This is a genomic window from Streptomyces sp. NPDC002853, from assembly GCF_053591915.1.
In genome coordinates this window covers 105,889-124,201 of record NZ_JBSFUS010000002.1, presented here as the reverse complement: position 1 = coordinate 124,201, position 18,313 = coordinate 105,889, and the positions used below count along the sequence as shown (strand labels likewise).

18 protein-coding genes are annotated in these 18,313 nt (G+C 67.5%); 8 read left to right on the top strand and 10 right to left on the bottom strand.

All coding sequences use genetic code 11. From position 1 onward, the window contains the following. Positions 1–145: 145 nt before the first annotated feature. Positions 146–2,494 (top strand): Helicase associated domain protein, encoded by a 2,349-nt coding sequence (locus ACWD02_RS05030; RefSeq protein ID WP_451204593.1) that lies wholly within the window; start codon positions 146–148, stop codon positions 2,492–2,494. Positions 2,495–2,527: 33 nt separating this feature from the next. Here the strand turns inward: ACWD02_RS05030 and ACWD02_RS05025 are convergent, their stop codons facing one another. Next, positions 2,528–3,079 carry a hypothetical protein gene (locus ACWD02_RS05025; RefSeq protein ID WP_451204591.1) on the bottom strand — a complete coding sequence of 184 codons (552 nt, stop codon included), beginning with the start codon at positions 3,077–3,079 and terminating at the stop codon, positions 2,528–2,530. Positions 3,080–3,539: 460 nt separating this feature from the next. After that, on the bottom strand, positions 3,540–3,986 hold the full coding sequence (locus ACWD02_RS05020) for a hypothetical protein (RefSeq protein WP_451204589.1): 447 nt from the start codon (positions 3,984–3,986) through the stop codon (positions 3,540–3,542). 28 nt (positions 3,987–4,014) lie between these two features. On the opposite strand from ACWD02_RS05020, the gene ACWD02_RS05015 reads away from it, so the two are divergent. The 4 genes from ACWD02_RS05015 (at position 4,015) to ACWD02_RS05000 (ending at position 7,364) form a co-directional block, all read left to right on the top strand. After that, positions 4,015–4,161 (top strand): hypothetical protein, encoded by a 147-nt coding sequence (locus tag ACWD02_RS05015; protein ID WP_451204588.1) that lies wholly within the window; start codon positions 4,015–4,017, stop codon positions 4,159–4,161. 178 nt (positions 4,162–4,339) lie between these two features. Continuing rightward, positions 4,340–5,251 (top strand): DUF5937 family protein, encoded by a 912-nt coding sequence (locus ACWD02_RS05010; RefSeq protein WP_451204586.1) that lies wholly within the window; start codon positions 4,340–4,342, stop codon positions 5,249–5,251. A 1,112-nt stretch (positions 5,252–6,363) separates the two neighbouring features. Beyond that, positions 6,364–6,564 carry a hypothetical protein gene (locus ACWD02_RS05005; RefSeq protein WP_451204583.1) on the top strand — a complete coding sequence of 67 codons (201 nt, stop codon included), beginning with the start codon at positions 6,364–6,366 and terminating at the stop codon, positions 6,562–6,564. A gap of 8 nt (positions 6,565–6,572) precedes the next feature. After that, on the top strand, positions 6,573–7,364 hold the full coding sequence (locus ACWD02_RS05000) for a helix-turn-helix domain-containing protein (protein WP_451204581.1): 792 nt from the start codon (positions 6,573–6,575) through the stop codon (positions 7,362–7,364). 72 nt (positions 7,365–7,436) lie between these two features. Here ACWD02_RS05000 and ACWD02_RS04995 read toward each other — a convergent pair whose 3' ends face one another. Further along, on the bottom strand, positions 7,437–7,970 hold the full coding sequence (locus ACWD02_RS04995) for a hypothetical protein (RefSeq protein WP_451204579.1): 534 nt from the start codon (positions 7,968–7,970) through the stop codon (positions 7,437–7,439). 355 nt (positions 7,971–8,325) lie between these two features. Here ACWD02_RS04995 and ACWD02_RS04990 point away from each other — a divergent pair, with 355 nt between their 5' ends. Next, entirely contained in the window at positions 8,326–9,810 is a 1,485-nt protein-coding gene (locus tag ACWD02_RS04990; RefSeq protein ID WP_451204577.1) for a helix-turn-helix domain-containing protein, read from the top strand. Between the two features lie 19 nt (positions 9,811–9,829). On the opposite strand, the gene ACWD02_RS04985 is transcribed toward ACWD02_RS04990, so the two are convergent. Both ACWD02_RS04985 and ACWD02_RS04980 read right to left on the bottom strand, forming a co-directional pair. Then, on the bottom strand, positions 9,830–10,699 hold the full coding sequence (locus ACWD02_RS04985) for a radical SAM protein (RefSeq protein WP_451204575.1): 870 nt from the start codon (positions 10,697–10,699) through the stop codon (positions 9,830–9,832). A 522-nt stretch (positions 10,700–11,221) separates the two neighbouring features. Next, on the bottom strand, positions 11,222–11,674 hold the full coding sequence (locus ACWD02_RS04980) for an ATP-binding protein (RefSeq protein WP_451204573.1): 453 nt from the start codon (positions 11,672–11,674) through the stop codon (positions 11,222–11,224). Positions 11,675–11,926: 252 nt separating this feature from the next. On the opposite strand from ACWD02_RS04980, the gene ACWD02_RS04975 reads away from it, so the two are divergent. Further along, a complete protein-coding gene (locus tag ACWD02_RS04975; protein WP_451204571.1) occupies positions 11,927–12,160 on the top strand; it encodes a DUF397 domain-containing protein in 234 nt (77 codons plus the stop codon). Between the two features lie 86 nt (positions 12,161–12,246). Next, positions 12,247–13,179, top strand: a complete 933-nt coding sequence (locus tag ACWD02_RS04970) for a helix-turn-helix domain-containing protein (RefSeq protein WP_451204569.1) — start codon at positions 12,247–12,249, stop codon at positions 13,177–13,179. Positions 13,180–13,331: 152 nt separating this feature from the next. On the opposite strand, the gene ACWD02_RS04965 is transcribed toward ACWD02_RS04970, so the two are convergent. From ACWD02_RS04965 to ACWD02_RS04945, 5 genes are all read right to left on the bottom strand, one after another. Then, entirely contained in the window at positions 13,332–14,147 is an 816-nt protein-coding gene (locus tag ACWD02_RS04965; protein WP_451204567.1) for an SAM-dependent methyltransferase, read from the bottom strand. 189 nt (positions 14,148–14,336) lie between these two features. Beyond that, positions 14,337–14,798 carry a hypothetical protein gene (locus ACWD02_RS04960; RefSeq protein ID WP_451204565.1) on the bottom strand — a complete coding sequence of 154 codons (462 nt, stop codon included), beginning with the start codon at positions 14,796–14,798 and terminating at the stop codon, positions 14,337–14,339. Continuing rightward, the gene (locus tag ACWD02_RS04955; protein WP_451204563.1) at positions 14,795–15,883 is read right to left on the bottom strand and encodes a helix-turn-helix domain-containing protein; all 1,089 of its coding nucleotides are present in this window, start codon (positions 15,881–15,883) and stop codon (positions 14,795–14,797) included. The genes ACWD02_RS04960 and ACWD02_RS04955 overlap by 4 nt, the downstream gene beginning before the upstream one ends. A gap of 137 nt (positions 15,884–16,020) precedes the next feature. Next, entirely contained in the window at positions 16,021–16,167 is a 147-nt protein-coding gene (locus ACWD02_RS04950; RefSeq protein ID WP_451204561.1) for a hypothetical protein, read from the bottom strand. A gap of 1,279 nt (positions 16,168–17,446) precedes the next feature. Then, complete coding sequence (locus ACWD02_RS04945; protein ID WP_451204559.1) at positions 17,447–18,163, bottom strand: hypothetical protein; 717 nt, start codon at positions 18,161–18,163, stop codon at positions 17,447–17,449. Between the last annotated feature and the right edge of the window lie 150 nt (positions 18,164–18,313).

Below are 18,313 nucleotides of genomic sequence, written 5' to 3'. Positions count from 1 at the left end.
CTGCTCCGGACAGAAGACCAAAAGGGCAAAATTTCCGGTCGATGCATCTCAGAGCGCACGGCGCCCCTGACACGCTGCCGTTCAAGCAGACCTGTCAGCCCGGTCTGTCGGCAACGGGTTGAACGAGAGGGAGCCACCGCTTCACATGACCGGCCGTGCCCAACTGCGCCCGCACCAGAAAGAAGCCGTCACGGCCGGCGTGCACGCCCTGCGGTCCAGACGCCTGGCGGCCGCGACCATCGTCGCCGCCTGCGGCACCGGCAAAACCCTAATCGGCAAGCGCATCGCCGAGCACTTCCCCTCCAGCAGGCCAGCCCTCGTCCTGGTTCCCACCCTAGAGCTGCTGCTCCAGACCGCAGCCCGGTGGCTCACCGACGGCGGATTCGACCAACTCATCGGCGTGTGCTCACTGCCGGGCGTCCACGACCGCCACCTGCGCGGCCACCTGTGGATCACCGGTGACCCGCACGCGCTCGTCCGGCGCATCGCCCAAGGAGGTCGCACCGCTGTCTTCACCACCTACTCGTCCCTGCCAACCCTGGCCGAGTCCCACCGTGCCCACGGACTGCCACGGTGGGACTTCGCACTCGCCGACGAGGCCCACCGCACCAGCGGGGACTGGGACAAACAATGGGGCCTCATCCACGACGACCGCGCCATCCCAGTCGCCCACCGCCTCTACATGACCGCGACCCCCCGCAACTGGAGACCCACGGGCGGCAAACGGCAAAAGGCCCGACCGCGCCTCGAACGCCTCGCCTCAATGGACGACCCCACCGTCTACGGGCCCACGGTCTACAAGCTGGACCTGGCCGAAGCCATCGAGCGCGGCATCCTCGCCGACTACCAGCTCATCGTCCCCGAAATCCGCGACAACAAGCTTCTAGAGATCCTTCAGGACGAACTGCCAACACCGCATCTGGACGGGCTGCGCATCGCGGCGATGCAGGCGGGCCTGCTGAGCGCCATGGCCGAGCACGACGCACGCCAGGTACTGACATTCCACGGGCGCGTCGCCGCCGCCCGCGGCTTCGCCGACACGCTGCCCCAAACGGCAGAGATCCTCGCCGACCACACCGGCATCCGCAACCCCTGGTCACGTGCCCTGCACCACCGCCAGTCGACCTGGGAACGCCAGCTGTACTTCCGCGAGTTCGCGCACTTCTCGGCGCTGACCCCCGGCAGCGCCGCCGACACGCACGACGCCGCTGTACTGGCCAGCGTCCGGGTACTGAGCGAAGGCATCGACGCCCCCCACACCGACGGCATCTTCATCGCCGACCCGCGCCGAACCCCCAGCAACATCGCCCAGACCGTCGGCCGGGGCCTGCGCAAGCCGGCAGGGCAGGACAAGTGCGCCTCGATCTTCCTGCCCGTCTACACCCGCCCGGGACAGACCACGCAGGAAGCAATGGAGTCCTCCCAGTTCTCCGAGATCTGGAAATTCTTCAACGGCCTGGCCGTCTACGACTCCAAAATCTTCAAACGGTTCGGTAAGCACCAACGCGCTCGCCCACAGCCCATCGCGGCCCGCCCCACCCGCGTCGCCGACGTCAACCGAGCCCTGGGGCTGCGCACCCACCGCCCGTGCAACAACGCCTACTGGGACCTCGGCTGGCAGGCAGCCCAGGCCTTCCGCGAACACCACGGCCACCTGAACGTGCCCAGTGAATACGTCGACCCCAACGGACTGGCCCTGGGACAGTGGATCGGCCAACAGCGCTCCCTCCACGCCACCGACGCCCTCGCTGCCGAGCGCACCACCGCCCTCACCTTCCTGGGAATCTCCTGGCCCCACCCCCCGGAAAGCTTCGAACACCACCTCAACCAGTCCACCGCCAGCGCCGCCCGCCACGGCACCCTCGCCCTCGGCAAACACCCCCACGCCGGCGACCGCGCCACGGCGGCCTGGCTCGAGACCATGCGCCGCCGCGCAGACCTCGGAGAACTCGCCCCCGCCCGCATCGCCGCCCTAGACGCCGTCGACCCCTTCTGGAACCCGCCCTGGAGCCTGCGCTGGCAGTACACCTACGTCCAGATCCGGCGGCGCCTGACCACCACCCCCTGGCGGTGCACCTACCACCTCGACCACGCCCACGACGCGTCCTGGGATTCCTGGCTGGACCGCCAGATCACGAAGTACGACCTCCTCGACCCGCAGCAAAAACACCTGCTGGACACCCTGGCGCGCGCCTGCCCCGACGCCCACCCGCACAGCATGCTCCTGACCCGGCCCACGACCCTGCGCGCACGAGCCTTCAACCGCGGTCTGCGCGCAGCCCGCCGCTACCACCTACGCCACGGAAACCTCAACGTCCCCGCAGGCCACATCGAGGACATGGACGGAGACGCTGTCGCCCTCGACGCATGGCTGCTACGCCGCCAACGGAGCGTCGCCCAGATGACACAACCCCAGCGCACCGCCCTCGAGGCTCTCGACGCCAGGCTGCCGCGCATATTCCTTCCGCCCGCAGCACCTGCTGGCGCCGCATGACCCGGTCATCCGGGAGCGACGAAGCAGAGCAGATTAATCCTTCGCTGCGGCCTTGAGGCCAGCCACCCGATAGAACACCCGGCTTCCTCGCTTGACGCGCTGCACCCGGTTCTGACTCACCATCGCCTCCAAAGCGTTGCGCATCGCCGGCTCTTTGATCCTCCGGCTCGGATACGTCCGGTTCAGCGCCGTAGTCACGTCCTGAGAGGAGCAGGGCCGCCCCTGGCGACGCAACTCGTCGACGATCAGATCCCGCAACGTCGGCACGTCGGACACCGGCTTGGGGGACAGGGCCGTCGCAGGTGCAGGCTCCTGTCCAGCGTCTCCGCCACCGGAAGCCGCCTGTGCAGCGGCCTGCGCCTGAACGCCGCCCGCGTCATCGTCTACCCCCGGCAAAGACCGCATCTTGTGCTGCAAACCCACCAGCCAGGCCTGACCGTCATCGAGGAGACGCAGCTGATCCTGCAAAGCGGCGATATCGAGCCGGATCCGCTCACGCTCTTTCGTGATGAGCTCCAAGTCGCCCTTCACCACGGCCGCATACCGGGCACGGACAGACAGGAGGTCGGCGACAGAGTCATTCATGAAACCGCCTTCCAAGACGCTGCTCGGCAGCTGCCACGCTACGCATCCGGTGTTGTCGACCCGCCCAAACACGCCCCGAGAACGATTACGACCGGCTGTTGCTCAACTTCGACCGCAACGCTTCGCGACCCACTGGGGATGACCGCGCCCACGCCGCGGTCTGTCTGTGCTCAAGACGATCGGGCACTGCCCATCACGGAGGCCCGGACGAACTGTGGTCGCTCATCGCGCCGTTGCTGCCCGGGGGTGATCCAGCGACGCCTGTGTATCCGCAGCCCTTTCCGGCCACCGACTACCCGTTCCGCAAGGGTGGATGCGACAGCCGCCGAGTCGCCGTGCGCCAAGACCCGGCGGACATCGCAGCCCGGATCGCGTTTGACCTCATCCCCGTGCACCGCGAGATACAAAAGCGGTTGACCGAGCGCAACGCGCAGAGGCCACCCACTCGAAGGGCTCCGGTTCAGACGTTAGGTGACTGGTCGAGGTACGTATTGTTGAGTATCCCTATCGAGTTCACCTTCACCGAGCTGGGCTTGCTGAGGACTTTTCCGAAACATACTGACCAGGATTTCGGCCCGACGCCCGACGACGGGCACGTCCAATCACCCAGGAAGGTGACGGGAGTCGCGGTGTACAGATCCATGTTTGCTGTCGCGCTGTAGAGGCTGGATCCGTTGTTGCGCACGATCACTGCCGCCTGCACGCTGCCCCCGGTGGACGACCTGATCGCGCAGACCTGCGCGAGCACAGAGGTGGTGACCGTCTTGCTGCCGGCACACTTCCACGTGGCGGAACTGGAGGTGATCGGATTGGTGTTGCCGTAAGCACGCCAGGTGCCGGCATCCGAAGCTGCGGCAGGGCTAGCGCTTGCCAGGCCCAGGCCGAGAACGGCAGCGATGGCGACCATCAGGCCTGCGCCCGTTCGCGGAAATCGCATGCCAGCCGCGCCAACCGTCCTCGTGCGGGTCTTCACCTTCGATGTCTCCTTCGACCTCACCATGACAACCACTCCCAGGCTCCTGATGTGCCGGATGCGCAACCTCACCGCCGTACGGAGGCGACCGCCTCAGATCGGGCAGTGAATGTTGCTGCCGTTGTTCGGCACCACGACCACACCACGCGGGAACCTCGGGCCGGAAAGCATTCGAGCCAGTTCAAATCCGTCGCGACGCCTGCTAGCGTCGGGCGGTGCTGACCCTGCGTGTAGACGCCAATACAGTGTCCAGGGCGCGGTTGGCGCCTTCCCCCGCCTCGGAATCCATGGCGTGGCTGAGACTCACCGCCGCGTCGGGACGGCACCCGGTCTTCGGGGATCCCGGACCACTCGCCCGCGCGTCACTTGCCCATCCCGATGTGGCCCTGCTCGTGGACCTGTTGCCGCAGAACGGCGACACCTACAGACCTGACCTGCTCACCCCTCAGCCGGGAACGGACGCACAGCGCCGCGACCTGATCGACGAGCAGATCGCGCAGATCGAGGCCGTGGCGCAGGCCGACCTCGAGACCCAGGTCTTCACCCACACCCGGACCCACTGGAACAGGCCGCTCCTTGCCGCCACCCGCCGGATCGCGGAGTCGGGGAAGATGCAGCGCCGTCTCGCCAACGGCCTCGCCCGGTTCTGGCGCGACACCTTGGCCGAGGGCTGGCCCGAACTGCGCTCGATCGTCCATCAGGACATCGCCCACCGCGCGACAGCCATCGCCACCCACGGCATCGGCCGGACGCTCGGAGCACTCCACCCCGACATGGCCTGGGCAGGCGACGCGATCACCCTCGCCAAGCCGTGGGATGCCGAAGTCGAGGTCACAGGACGGGACTTGGTCCTCACCCCCAGCGTGCTCGGCCGGCCCGCCGTCGTCATCCAGGTCGACACCCCCGGGCAATTCGTCTTCTACTACCCCGCCCAGCGGATCGGAGCCGACCGGGATCGCAGGTCCGGAAAGATCGCGCAAGTGGTCGGCAACGCCCGAGCGGCCTTGCTCGCGGACCTCGAAACCGCCCGGTCCACCGCGGAACTCGCCGCCCGAACCGGATACACCCCGGGCACCGTCTCCTACCACCTCAGCGCCCTGCACCGCGCACGCCTCGTCACCAAGGTCAGAAACGGGCGCTACGTGTTGTACCAGCGGACCGCACATGCGGCAGGACTGCTGGACGAAGCCTGCGGCTGACCTGATGGTGTCCCGCCGAAAGACGGGCGGCGGGGGTCCTCGGATACCTGATTCTCACCGCTTCGTTCGTATTGAGTGCGGCCCCCGACGATGCGGCGCTGGGCCGCCAGCCGGACTCCCGTCACTCGCCCGGCCGTCGGTCCACCCGTTCATCGCCGGGAGCGCACGGGTGTACCACCCTCGCCGAGGTCAACGACACCACGGCCCGCATACTTTCAGTCATATCCGCAAGGGAGCGAGGCCGCCGGGCCATAAGAGGGCTCAACAAGACCGTCCGGTCCGACAGCCTCGGTGGCCGGGGAGGCTACGAGGCTGCCAGCCGGGTGCATCGAGTACGGGCCGGGGGGGCGACCACCGCACCACGCTGGTCTCTACCGCCGAGGTCACGGGCAGCTGCCTGCCAGCATGGCCCACTCCCGGACCACCTGGCCGGGGACAGCGACACACTCCGTCACCACCGGATGCGAGACAGGGCCGTTGGTTGGACAGCCCCCCGCTCGCCCGGGCGTGAGCCGACGTTGCCTCAGAACGCCGCCCCCTGAGGGTTCACGACGTTGGGCTGCCGCGGCCACCGCAGGACCAGCTCCGCTGGCCGGTGGCGGGCGGTTTCACCGGGCTGTGCGAGAGCCAGGCCCAAGCCCGGCTCTCGCCAGGGCACCGTGTGCTGCCACACACACTTACATGCCGGTGCCGGGGTTCGTTGCGCCCCGCGTCAGTGGAAGGAGTCCGCAGTCGCCAAGGGGAACCTCCGCAGAGCCTCGCACCCTGGCCGGCGAGGGGCAACAGAACGTGGGGCACCGTTGGAACAACTCCTCCTCCTCACGGCACCAGATCCCGACCCATCGGCTCTTTGCGCAGGTCAGCACCCTGCACCCTTTCTTGCGGCTAGGCCTTGGAGCGGACTCTCCCTAGGGAGGGGCCAGGGATGAAACAACTCCCGCGCGCAGCAGCGTTGTAGGGCACGATGTGCTGCACGCGGCCGGTGACTGCCATCACCCCCGCGTAAAGAAGGAGTCCGCACCAACCGGCGGGCGGCGCCAGCCGTACCCGCCGGACCGATCCCCGAGGGGGAGACCCACGTGAGTCGTAGGCGCCACGCGGCGGGTGTTGCCATGCCCGAGCCGCACGCTGGCACCCGCCCAGAGACCATCCTGATCATCGTCATCATCCTTGCCAGCGCCTGGCTTGCCGCGCGCGGCGCCGATCCAGCCGCCATCGTGCAGGTGCTGGGCGGTGTCGGCGTCAGCGGCGTCGCCGCAGGCGGCAGGCTGCCATGGCCGTGGCGGGCCACTCCCGCCGCGAGCGGGCGGTGAAGACAGCCATGGGACGCCCCGAAAAGCCCCTGCCCACCAACCAGTTCAACCTCGGGCTGCTTGCCCTGGCCTCCTGGCTGCGAGAACGACGCAAGGAAGCCGGCCTGCGCTACGCCGACCTGGCCGCCCGGACGCAGGTCACAGAACACCCTTGTTCCATCAGCACACTCCAGCGGGCCGCCAGCGGGGAATCCACTCCACGGCTGCCGGTTGTGGAGGCCTACGCCAGGGCCTGCGGCGCATCAGTCGACCACGCTCGCAGGTACTGGCGTGAGGCGCGGGCCCAAAGCCGCCAAGGTCCGAAGGTCGTGCCGCTTCCCCGGCTGATCAACACCCCCGCCGAACTGCGCCTGGCCCTGCAGGCTGCGTACGCGAAAGCCGGCTACCTGCCGCTGAGGGAGATGGAGCGACGTGCCAAGCACGGCCGACTGCCGACGAGTACCGTCAGCCGCATGCTCCAGGGCATCACCATGCTCAGCCGCAGTCAGCTCCAGGCCTTCCTCGAAGTCTGCGAGGTTCCCGGCAAGGAGCACGACGACTGGTTGGACGCCTGGCAACGCGCACAGTCCGCTCAATTCGACCGAGCCACCAGGGAACTTGCGGCAGCCGTACAGCCCCGGCGCCGCGTGATCGAGTACGAGAGGCGCGGCGGTTACGGCCCCTACCCCACTCCGCGATGGTCAACGCCCGGTACGAGCCGCCGGTACCAGGGCTACACACGGCAAGAAATCGCAGCCCACAGGCAAGCACAGGGAGGTGATCCGCTGCGACGCTCTCCGGAGCTGACGGGACCGCGCTGAGCAAGGAACCGGCAGCGGCCCAACCGCCTGCCACGCGATCGGCGATGCCTGCTCGGCAGCCTCGGCAGCGGGTCAGCAGCCGGCGTACTGCCGGAGTACGGCCATGACGCCTCGGACCTTGGCCTCAGCATTGCGCGGGAGCGGGTCGGGATTGAAGCGCATCAGGTCGTTGCGGACCTTACGGATCTCGTCGAGGCGCTTGGCGAAGGCCGCACGATCCAGCGGCCAGCCCAGATCCTCCCACCGCTCGCGGAACGTGAGCTGATCAACAGAGATCAGGGAGCGGGAGCCGTCACGGTCGCATAGGGCCGTGACGGCGGCCAGGTCGAAGCAATCGGTGATGACGGCACGCAGGCGCGGGTCGAGTTCCCCGATGAGGAGGAAAGGAGTGGCTTGCGTGCCGTAGGCGAGAACGACGTCACGGACGGTCAGAATGCCTATCTCCCCTCGGGCACCACGTACGAGGACGAAGTCGGTATCGGCCAGGATGGGCCCCAGCGAAGGCGTCAGCGTGTTCTGGGCCCAGAGGATCTCCCGATCTGGCCCTAGCGGTCCAGCAGGAGGCGCAGGACGAAGTCCGTCATTGAGCGACCCACTCCTGCGCACCAACCCCGAACCGCGGCCAGGCTCAGGTGCCGGGCCATGCTCTCCGGTTTCTCGTCGGTTTGCCTGCTGTGGATCATGGGGTCCCTCTTTCCGAGTGGATCGCTTGCGTTGTCCCCCCTCAGATTGGCTGGGTCCGCGAATTGCGTGAACCCACCTGATCGGCAGGGGAAATCCGCTCCGAAAACTTTCCTGACCAGCGGCTTCTCTGGAATGCCCGGAGAATAATCCGCCTACCTAGGAGCGGAGTTACGTGGATCTTCGGTAGCGGCTACCGTGAATTCGAGGAAACGGGGGGTGAGGGTCGTTGAAGGGCAGGCCTGGCAGCAAACCCGAGCGTGATCGGCTGTGTCGGCACATGCGTCAGCTCGGCTGCACCACACGGCAGATCGCCGACGAGATGACACGACGCTGGCACTTCCGGCCCCGGCAGGCATGGCGCTTCGCCTGCGGTATGACGCAGGACGAGGCCGCGGCCCGGTGCTGCGAGCTCCTGGACAGGGGAGGGGCCCCGGTCAGCGGCAAGCGCATCAGCGAGTACGAACGATGGCCGCTGGGCGGCGCACGCCCAAGCCTGCGCAATCTGGCACTTATGGGGCAGGTCTATGGCGTGCGCCCGGATGACCTACTGGACGGCCAGGACCGGCAGAACCTCCCCGCCGAGTTCCTCACGGAGGCCAAGGACCGCGGCGACTTGTTTGAACTGCGCGGTACCCAGCGGCGGATCAATGAGCCTGCCCCCGGGGCTCCACGCCGCGCGTTCACCACCCAGTTGACGCAGAAGCGGCCCGATCCGCCCATGCTCCTGGCGCCACGGCCCGTACTTGTCGAGGAGGCGGCAATCATGGCGGCAGCGTACGAGTCGAGCGAACACGCCAGCAGGGCCGAGACGACCAACGTGGGCCCCGCGGCGCTCGAAGGGCTGCACGATCAGACCCGACGCCTGGCCCGGCAACTGGTCAGTGTCGACGCGCTGCTGCTGTTTCCCGAGATGATCCGCACCAGAGACCGTATCTACCAGATCCTCGAGGGCCATCAATACCCCTGCCAGACTCGCGAGTTGTACTTCCTGGCTGCGGTCGTCTCCTGTCTGCTGGCTGAGGCCAGTCAGGGCTTCGGGCTTCGGATCGCCGCTTTGGAGCAGACGCGGGCTGCCTGGGCGTATGCGGAACTCGCGGGCCATGAATCCATCCGCGCCTGGTGCAGGTCCGCCCAGTCATGGCACGCGTACCGCGACGGGCGGCCTCATGAGGCGGTGGCGCTCGCACGCTCGGGGCAGAGTTACGCGCGCAGGAATCCGGCAGCTCAACAGCGCCTGCACAGCATGGAGGGAACGGCCCTGGCGCTCATGGGAGATGAGGCAGCAGCGGTGCGGGCCTTCAGCGCCGCCACGGACGACCGCGCGCGCATTCGCACGCGAGATGATTTCTTCGACGAGGTCGGCGGGGTCTTCATCGCGGACGCGGCCAAGCAGTTTCAGAACGAGGCCAACGGAATGATCGTCCTTGGCCGAGCCGAGGATGCGGCCCAGTGCGCCCGCACGGCCATTGAGCTCTACGCGCACAAACCCCCACAGCAGCGGGACATCGCACTGGAACCGAGCGCGCGGATCACACTGGCCACCGCCGCGTTGTTGACCGGGGACATTGAAGGGGCAGCGAACGAGCTGCGCCCCGTGCTCGCCCTCGCACCGCACATGCGCTGCGACCTCATGGTTTTCAAACTCCGGGAATTCAGCTCCCACTTGCGCCCACATACCCGTCGCGCCGTTGCGCGCGTCGCTGAACTCCAGGCAGAGATCGAAGCGTTCCGCGTGCCGATGCTTCCCGGCAGCGCCCTGTGAGGCGTATCAGCGCGGAGCGTCAAGGGCTGCATCCTCCTCCACCACCCGAGGCGCCAAAACACTCATCCCGCATCTCCACCGGCGGAAGTCCGGTCACCGCTGGGTTGAACGCGTCGGCGATCGTCTGCCGCACTTGATGAAGGCGAACTGAGATGGCAATGGTCGCGAGTGAGTTCTCGTGTACGTTGCCGACGTGCATCCACCGTGACATGGGGCAGGGGAAGGCCGTACCGTCCGGGCCCACGGCGAGTAGCGCGCCTGAGCACTGGCCGCACAGTTCCGATGTCTGCGGCGTCGAGCCAACCGCAGCCCTCCCCAGGTACCGCACGCGATCGACCGCGGGCCTGGTGATGCCGAGGGCTGCCAGTGCCGAGGTCTCGGCGGCTCCGTCGTCGCCGTTCTGCTTGACCACCGCCGCGGACACCTGGACACCCCGCTCTGCCGCCTTGCGCAGATTCTTCGTGGTGCGTGCGTGACTGCCCCGTCGCTTGGTCATGGTGTCGTGCTCGGCTGCATCGTGCGAGTAATAGCTGGCAGAAACCCGCACGCCAGGCAACTTCAGTGCCGGCCACAAGGCGTGAGGTACATGGACCAGGTTGGTCAAGACCCGCACCTCGACTCCCGGCCGGACGGCCCGCTCTATCAAATCCCCGAGGTGGGGGTGGAGCGTCGGTTCCCCACCAATGAAGAGGATGGTTCTGACACCAAGATCATGGGCCTCATCGATGACTCGGACCCAGTCCTCGCGCGTCATCATGCCGTGCGTACCCCAAGGGCCACTATCGGCATAGCAATGCGCGCACTCCAACTGGCACTTCGCGGTGAGCTCCAGCCAAAGGAACGCCAGACGGTCCCGCTGGTCATCGGGGCAATGTGCCGCTTCTCGCATGGAGCTGCCCCCTAGGGCATCCTCGGATTCTCTGCGAACTCCCGTACATATGATGGGAGATGTTCTTAATGTAGCTTTCCGGACACGGCCTGAGGCAGGCTGATTTCGGTCATCGGCGGAGTGATGCGCCGGAAGCACCGTGGCGTCGACGTTCGATTCCCAGGTGATCAGGCACCCCGTATCGGCCTGGGCCTGGAGCTGGGCGACGATCCGCGCACAGGCTCGATTGGTCGGCCGTGGTCATCGGCATGGGAATGGCATTCGACCTCGGACGTCGCATCATCGGCCTGGAGTAGGCGTTGGTCCTTCAGGGGGAATTGCAAGACCGCTGACACGGTGCGGTCACGAGTAATTCTGGCCGCCGGGCAGGTCGATTGGCTCAGTCCTCCAGAGGATCGGTAGGGCCGGGCGTGACAACCTCACGCCCGTCACGGGCCGTTGAACGAGGGCCCCGCCCGAAGCCCGGCCGGTCTCCGCCGGCAGGCAGAGGGGCGTTGCCTGTCCTGCAGAAGGGGGAGGGGCTCAGCGTGCGATGCGGGCCCAGACCGTTTTGCCGGAGCCATCGGCGAGAATGCTGCATCCCCAGTCGTCGCTGAGGGCCTGGACGATGCGGAGTCCGCGGCCGGTTTCGGCGAGGAGATCGTGCTGTTGGGGGGCGGCGGGGACGGGGCTCGGGTCGGTGACGGTGCACAGGACTGCGTAGCGGGTGTGTGCCAGGCCGAGCCATCCTGCTCTGTGCTCGCGTCCGGCCTGCAGGGTGTGGAGCAGGCAGTTCGATGCCAGTTCGCTGGCCACCACGATGGTGTCGTCCAGGCAGGTGGTCAGTTCCCACTGGCGCAGCGTCTGTGTGGTGAACGTCCTGATGCGGCCCAGGGCTTGGGGGTCTGGGCGGAAGCGGTGGGCGGTGAAGGCGGGGATGCCCAGGCCCATGGCCAGGCCCCAGTCGAGGGGTCGGGGGACGGGGTGCGCCGGCACACGGGCCTCCTCGCCTGCCGGGCTGGCATGGTGCGCGAGGAGTGGGGTGCCGTTTTCAGACACTGTGAAGAACACCCTTCCGGGGGACGGTATGTCGAAGCTTGAATCACTAGCATTCTCACCTACCGCCCGCCATGCAATTGCATATGGGATTGCATGACGGGCGGTAGCTGCGGGCGGCCCGGGGGAGTGGCCTTGGGGAGGCTCCGGCTTTCGTGATGGGCAACGAGGCGTGAGGAGTGAGGGAACGGGATGACGTACAGCAACGGCGTAGCGGCCGACCAGATTCCGGATGTCAGGTGGATCAAGGCCCAGGCGAGTACGGGGGGCGGCAATTGTGTCGAGCTTGCCTCCTTGCCGCAGGGAGAGGTGGCGGTGCGCAATTCCCGTCACCCCGGCGGCCCCGCTCTGGTATTCACCCGCGAGGAGATCGCGGCGTTCGTGACCGGAGCCAAAGACGCGGAATTCGATCACCTGACTCCGTGATGCTCAGGGCATAGGTTGTTCAGCGGACATGCGGACCACACTCTGGGAAACTGGCCTCATCTGCCCATTCCCCTGCAGGAGTTCGCATGTCCGCTGTCCGCAAGGATCGTGAGTCGCCCGTCGCGCCGGTCCTGCCCATGCCGGGGCAGGACTCCAAGCGGGAGGCCGCGGCGCGCATGCTGGGGGACGAGCTGCGCAGGATGCGGCAGGAGCGGGGGCTGGCCATCAAGAACGTAGCGCCCGTTATCCGCGCCTCCATCTCCAAGATCAGCAGAATGGAGCGGGGCGAGAGCCCCCCGCGCGAAAGGGACGTCGTCGATCTCGCGCGGTTCTACGGCGCTGGCCGCGAGAAGCTGCTGGAGATTGAGCAGCTGCTGCGGCTGATGGAGGACAGCGCATGGTGGGAGCAGTACAACGACGTGACCCCCTCCTTCCTCAGGCGGCTCATCGGCCTGGAAGGCACCGCGGACAAGATCTACACATATGAGAACCACGTCGTACCGGGGCTCTTGCAGTCACCGGACTACGCCCGCGTGCTGGTGGAGGCCGCGATGCCCGGGGCATCGGAAGCAGAGATCCTGCGCCGCCTGCGGATGAAGATGGAACGCACCAAGCTCCTGCGCAAGGGGCAGCCGCCGCAGGTGATCGCCCTGCTGGACGAGGGCATTCTGCAACGCCCTGTGGGCGGTGCCGAGGTGATGTGCGGTCAGCTCGAATACCTCAAGCGTGCCGCGGAGTCCAAGGGCGTCAACATCCGCATCCTCGAGTTCGACAAGGGCGCCAGCGTGGCCCCGACACACCCGATCACGCACCTGCGCTTCGGGGACGGCGGGCCGCCGGAACTGGTCTACATCGAACTGCTCGACAGCGCCTCCTATCTGACGAAGCCCGCGAAGGTGGACCAGTACCGGCACGTGCTGGCCCAGGTCAGCCACGCCGCCGCGTCGTGGAGCGACAGCAGAAGACTGCTGGACGAGGCGATTGCACGTTACCGCCGACTCGCCGGCAAAGAGCGCTGACCCCGGGCGCCTTGGGCATTCCCCGGGAGGGCACGTCCTGCAGAGCGGGTTTCCTTGATCGGATGGTCCAGTCCAGTCCAGTCTTATCGGGGCACGGGGAACGTCACCTGGCCCCAGCTGCCGGTAATCCTGACGGTGTTGAAGCACTGGTCCTAGAGTTGGGCGACCCCTCCCCACTCCATCCAGTCCTCCGGGCGCTGTTCTGGGGGAGGGGGCGGGGCGTCGGGGCGCCAGTCGACCACGTCGGTCAGCCCGGGCGGCAGGACCTGCATGCCGGTGAAGAACGCCTCGACCTCGCGCTCTTCGCGGACCCGGCCCCAGTTGCCGCCCGTGCTCTGCGACATGAGGTCGGTTACCCCCTGGCGCACCGCGGGGTCGGCGCTGACGAGTTGGCACATGACCATGAAGCTGCCGTTGGGCAGCCTGTCGGCGACCCTGCTTATCAGTTGTGCGGGTTCCTCTTCGCCGGGCAGGCAGTGCAGGACCGACACGAACAGGGCTGCCACCGGTTCGTCGAGGCGGATGAGCCGCTGAACCTCGGGATGCCCGAAGATCTCCTCCGTCTCGCGCATGTCGGCGCTGATGACGGCGGTGCTGCCGTTCTCTTCCAGGGTGGTGCGGCCGTGCGCGAGGACGATGGGGTCGTTGTCGATGTAGACGACGCGGCAGCCGGGATCGATGTGCTGGGCGACCTGGTGCACGTTGTCCTGGGTGGGCAGCCCGGAGCCGTGGTCAAGGAACTGGCGCACCCCGTAGTCCTTGGCGAGGGTGCGCACGACTCTGCGCAAAAAAGCCCGGTTGTTGAGGGCCAGCGCCTTGCTGGAGGGGGCGATCTCGAGTAGCTGGGCGCACGCATCGCGGTCGGAGGCGTAATTCTCCACTCCGCCCAGCAGCCAGTCGTACATGCGGGCAACACTGGGCGTATGGGCATCAATAGCGTGAGAAATCGGTTTCTCCCCGTGGACCATCCGCTCCCCTGATTCTCTGCCGAGACTCGTCCGTTAGGTGAACTGGCCATGCTAGAGAGCCTGGTGAACGGGGACTAGTCCACGATCGGGCGATCTGGTGAGGACGGGAGTGAAACTCCCGACGGGAGAGAGAAACGAGCGCCCGCGCACCTGCGCAGGCCCTCTCGTGCGCCGCTGGAGCACCTGGCGCTAGGGGCGGGGAGATGCGGCCTGGCGCAACAGGGCCCGGACCAACTGCGTGTCCAGGCCCATAAGGTCGGCCGCTGTGGAAATGGGAAGTTGCAGGCGATGGTGCAGCAGCACCGCGTCGTCCTGGCGCTGCTGCAGGCACCGGTGATCCGTGTCATCGGGGCGGCGCGGGCAGCGGCCGGTGCGGACATCCAGGGCCTGGCACAGCACGTGCCAGGCCAGGGCCGCCGGGCAGGGATGGCGCAGCATCTCCGCCCAGCGCACCGCGAGTTCAGCAAACGCCGCCTCCACGACCTGCACCGCCATCACACGGTTTTCGGTGCGGGCTTCGGTATAGCGCAGATAGGCGGTGCGGTGCATCTGGCGGAAGGCCAGCTGTTCCAGCGGCAGGTCTCTGTCCGTGCCGTGCGCCGCCCGTGCGGGGCCCGGGTCCGGCGGCGCGGACCGGTTCACGACGGTCACGACGGCCTCTGCGGGTCGTCCGCGTCGTCGTCGGCCGGTCCGGGCGGGGGCATGCCCGCGGCGGGGAAGATGTCGTGCGAGACCAGCACGGCGTAGTGGACGTCCTCCCACAGTGGCCGGATCGCGGCGGGATCGGCGGTCAGACGGCCCACGAGCAGCGCCGTGGTGGGCCAGTCGGGAATCAGATCACCCTCCAGGACCGCAGCGGCCACCTGAGCCGGCAGGGCGGTTGAGGCACACAGCCCCTCCAGATCGGGGCAGGCTGCAGCCAGATACATCCCCCGCAGGGCCGCGTGCAGCCGGCCCGCTGCCGCGGTCACCGACTGGCGTGAGGGATGCCGGATCCCCTTCGCGTCCTCCCACAGGATCCTCAGTTCCGCCGGATCGCCCCCGAAGATCGTGGCCAGCATGTGCGCCACCGGCCACACGGGTGTGCGTTCACCGGCCAGGACCCGCGAGATGTAGGACGACGACAGATCCGCCTGCCGCGCGGCCTCACTGCTGGAAACCTGGCTCCGACGCTGCAGATACGACAGGGCCCTCCCCAGGGCCCGGGCGGGCAGTAACGCACGGGGCGCCGCTCCAGGCCCGTCAGGCAGCAACTCCAGTTCGGGCACCGGGCGCTGGCGCCCTACCCGCTCGCGCCCCTGTTCCCGGGCGCGCCGCGACAGCAACCGGCGCACCTTCGTCTCGCTCCAGCGCGAGCTGGCAGCCTGCACGCCTACGCCCGCAGCCTGGGACACCTCCTCCCAGCCCAAGCCCGAGCGGCGGGCGTCGTGGACCGCAGCCGCGATGTAGCAGGCCACCTCGCGCTCCACGAGCGCGGCGCACTCCAGCAGCACCGGCAAGGAGGAGCGGTCCGCTTCCGCCTCGGCGAGCCGGGCCGTGAGCGCCTGCAGATCGCTGGCGATCTGCTGGGCCCACGGGCACAGCGCCGGCGGCAGGGGAACATCATGTCCGTCGCGCTGCCGCTGCGCCCGACGGCGGCAGGCGGCATCGCAGTAGTCCCGGCGCCGTCCGGGGCCGGTCCGCTGCCGGAAGCGGCACCCGCAGAACCCGCAGCGGGCATAAAGGGGCGATGGCATGGCTGAATCTCTCTCCCGCGTACCTGTCACGACGGTGCAGGGAGCACAAATCCCGGGGGACCTGTGCTCCCTGTGACATGGCCGGCTGTGATCCGGGCCGAAGGCAGACAGCCTCCGGCGCCAGCTCACTCAGCCGTTCAGCTACGGCGAATCCGCAGGTAGCGCAGCTGCGAACGCCGCGCGGCCACCATCACCACACCCGAGACCAGACCAGCGCTGGCGGCCGGAATCGCTTCAGCAGTCATGACCCACACGAGCACCACCACGGCCAGGACGAGACTCATGCACAGCCTGACATCCCAGACACACAGTGCGGTGGTTTCTGGTACCGCAGAACGCGGAATGCTAATTTCACGGGACGTCGAGGACACTGTGAAGGCGCCTCGGCTCTTTGAGTTGAACATTGATCCTCTTTTGTTTGGCTCGAACCGGCCCCGGGTTGCCCCCCGGGGCCGCCTGCTGTCCGGGCCAAGAAATGTGGGCCCTGCAGGCGAAAGAGAACGTACAGCCGTCATCCCGGCGTTCGCTACCGAAGTTGAACTACCTGCAAAGCGCTGCGTCATGCAAAAGCCCTGCCCCCATTTCTGCACAGCCAGGCGTCCCGGAGCCGGCGTCCTCCGGTCAATCAAGGACCGGCGCACATCCCGCAGAACCCACAGCGGAGCTGATCGTTTTCTTCTAACTAAGCGAAACAAACGGTCAGATCAGGGCTTTGGGCCCCTCGCGGTGGTGATCTGTGGACACGCACAGTCGACGTGAGGGCGGTGCGACCCTTCACCCTAAAGAAGTAGATTAGAAGACCGGCGGAGCCTCTCATTCCGCAACGCTGCACGCGCAGATGCAAAACCAAAAGAGGTTGCGGAAGCAAATTGCTGCAATCTGCCACGGTCCGGCTCCAAGCCGATGCAAAACGAGACGCTATGACGTCCTCCAAGGCGGCACCCGCCCACCTTGGACGAACAGGCCAGCGCTCTGGTTCCGTTCACCACCCCTTCTGCAGGGGCCCCGCCGGCATGGCAGCGTTAACCGTCTGGCGCGCATGCAGTGCCGCCGCGCACGAAACGACAGCCCACAAGCGAGAGGGAAGCGACAAGCCGCGATCAATACCGATCTCGAGGCCAGCTTGTCGCCTCCCTGGGATCGTCCCTTCCCTCGGGAGCGACCTCTCTGGGAACCGTTCCCAAGCTGCTCGATGCACACCACCGACGGATGGATGGACTTCGTCACCCGGCTCGGCGACCACATCGCCTACGACCGCCGAGAGTTCGGTGGAGACCCTCCCCTTCCAAGGGCTGGGGGTCGACCTGCGGCAGCACTCGGCCCGCCACGGCCGCGGGGGCCTCGCCGTGCACGGGACCGTGAGCACTTGCCGCCATACCGCCTCCAAGGACCGACCCGAGAGCCCAGGCGCCCACACCCCGCAGAACTGAGGCGCGAACGCACACGTCGCGGAAACCATCACCACAATCAACTCACCTCAAAATAAAAAGAGTTGAGCCTGGTCGGTCTGTCTCCGGCAGAAGCCGCCCGGTCGCCTCCGGCACGCCCGCAGGCCAGAGCAGGTCAGTGCCCGAAATGCTGCTGCCAGCGGGCGCGGGCCTCGCTCATAGAGCGCAGCGCCGGATCCAGGAGATGGATGCCGTTCTTGAACGGGCGGAACCCCACCGACTCCCACACCGCGGCGATCTTGGCCCGTGCGCGGTCGAATGCCAGGTCATCACCGTCGGCGAACTCCTGGTCGGTCGGGGCGGGTTCGCATGCCACCGCACAGCAGCCGCTCGACAGCCGCCGGATGGCTTCGGCTGCGGCCAGCGCGCCCAGCCCGAAGCCGCGCCACTCGGGCTCCAGGCGCACACGATCCATGATCAGCAGATCGCCGGCCGGCAGTTCGATGGCCTTCTCAAATGCCTCGGACCAGTGCAGGCCCGGCGTCATCGCGTACTCGGGGTCCGTGCAGACCGCAAGGATCTTCTCGAGGTCGCCGGAGTGCGCGTCGGCGGCCTCCCAGGCCGGGGCGCCGGTGTAGTCGCGGATCCGCGCGAAGGCCATGTATCCCAGCCGCGTATCGGCCCCGGCCGCCGCGCAGCCCCGGTCGGGCGTGCAGTCCGGGCACTCCTCATCGTCGTGGAGGCGGACGATGTCGACGAACCACTCCTCCAGGGTGTCGTCGAAATTGATCGGTACCGCCGGGTGGTCCATCCGGTATCGCAGGGCCATCTGCCAAGTGTCGAAGGGCAGTTCGCCAGCCTGTCGGCGAGGGGTGTAGGTCATGCGGCTCACGCTAGCGCCGCCCACTGACAACGAAGACGGGCAGCCGCCCCTGCCGCGAGCTATTGCCGAGGATTCCACCAGTCCCGCGCGAGGGAGCGGCTCAACGGAGCGCTCCCTTCGTGCACGGCACCAGCCGCGTCCACCACTGGCCGCATAAGG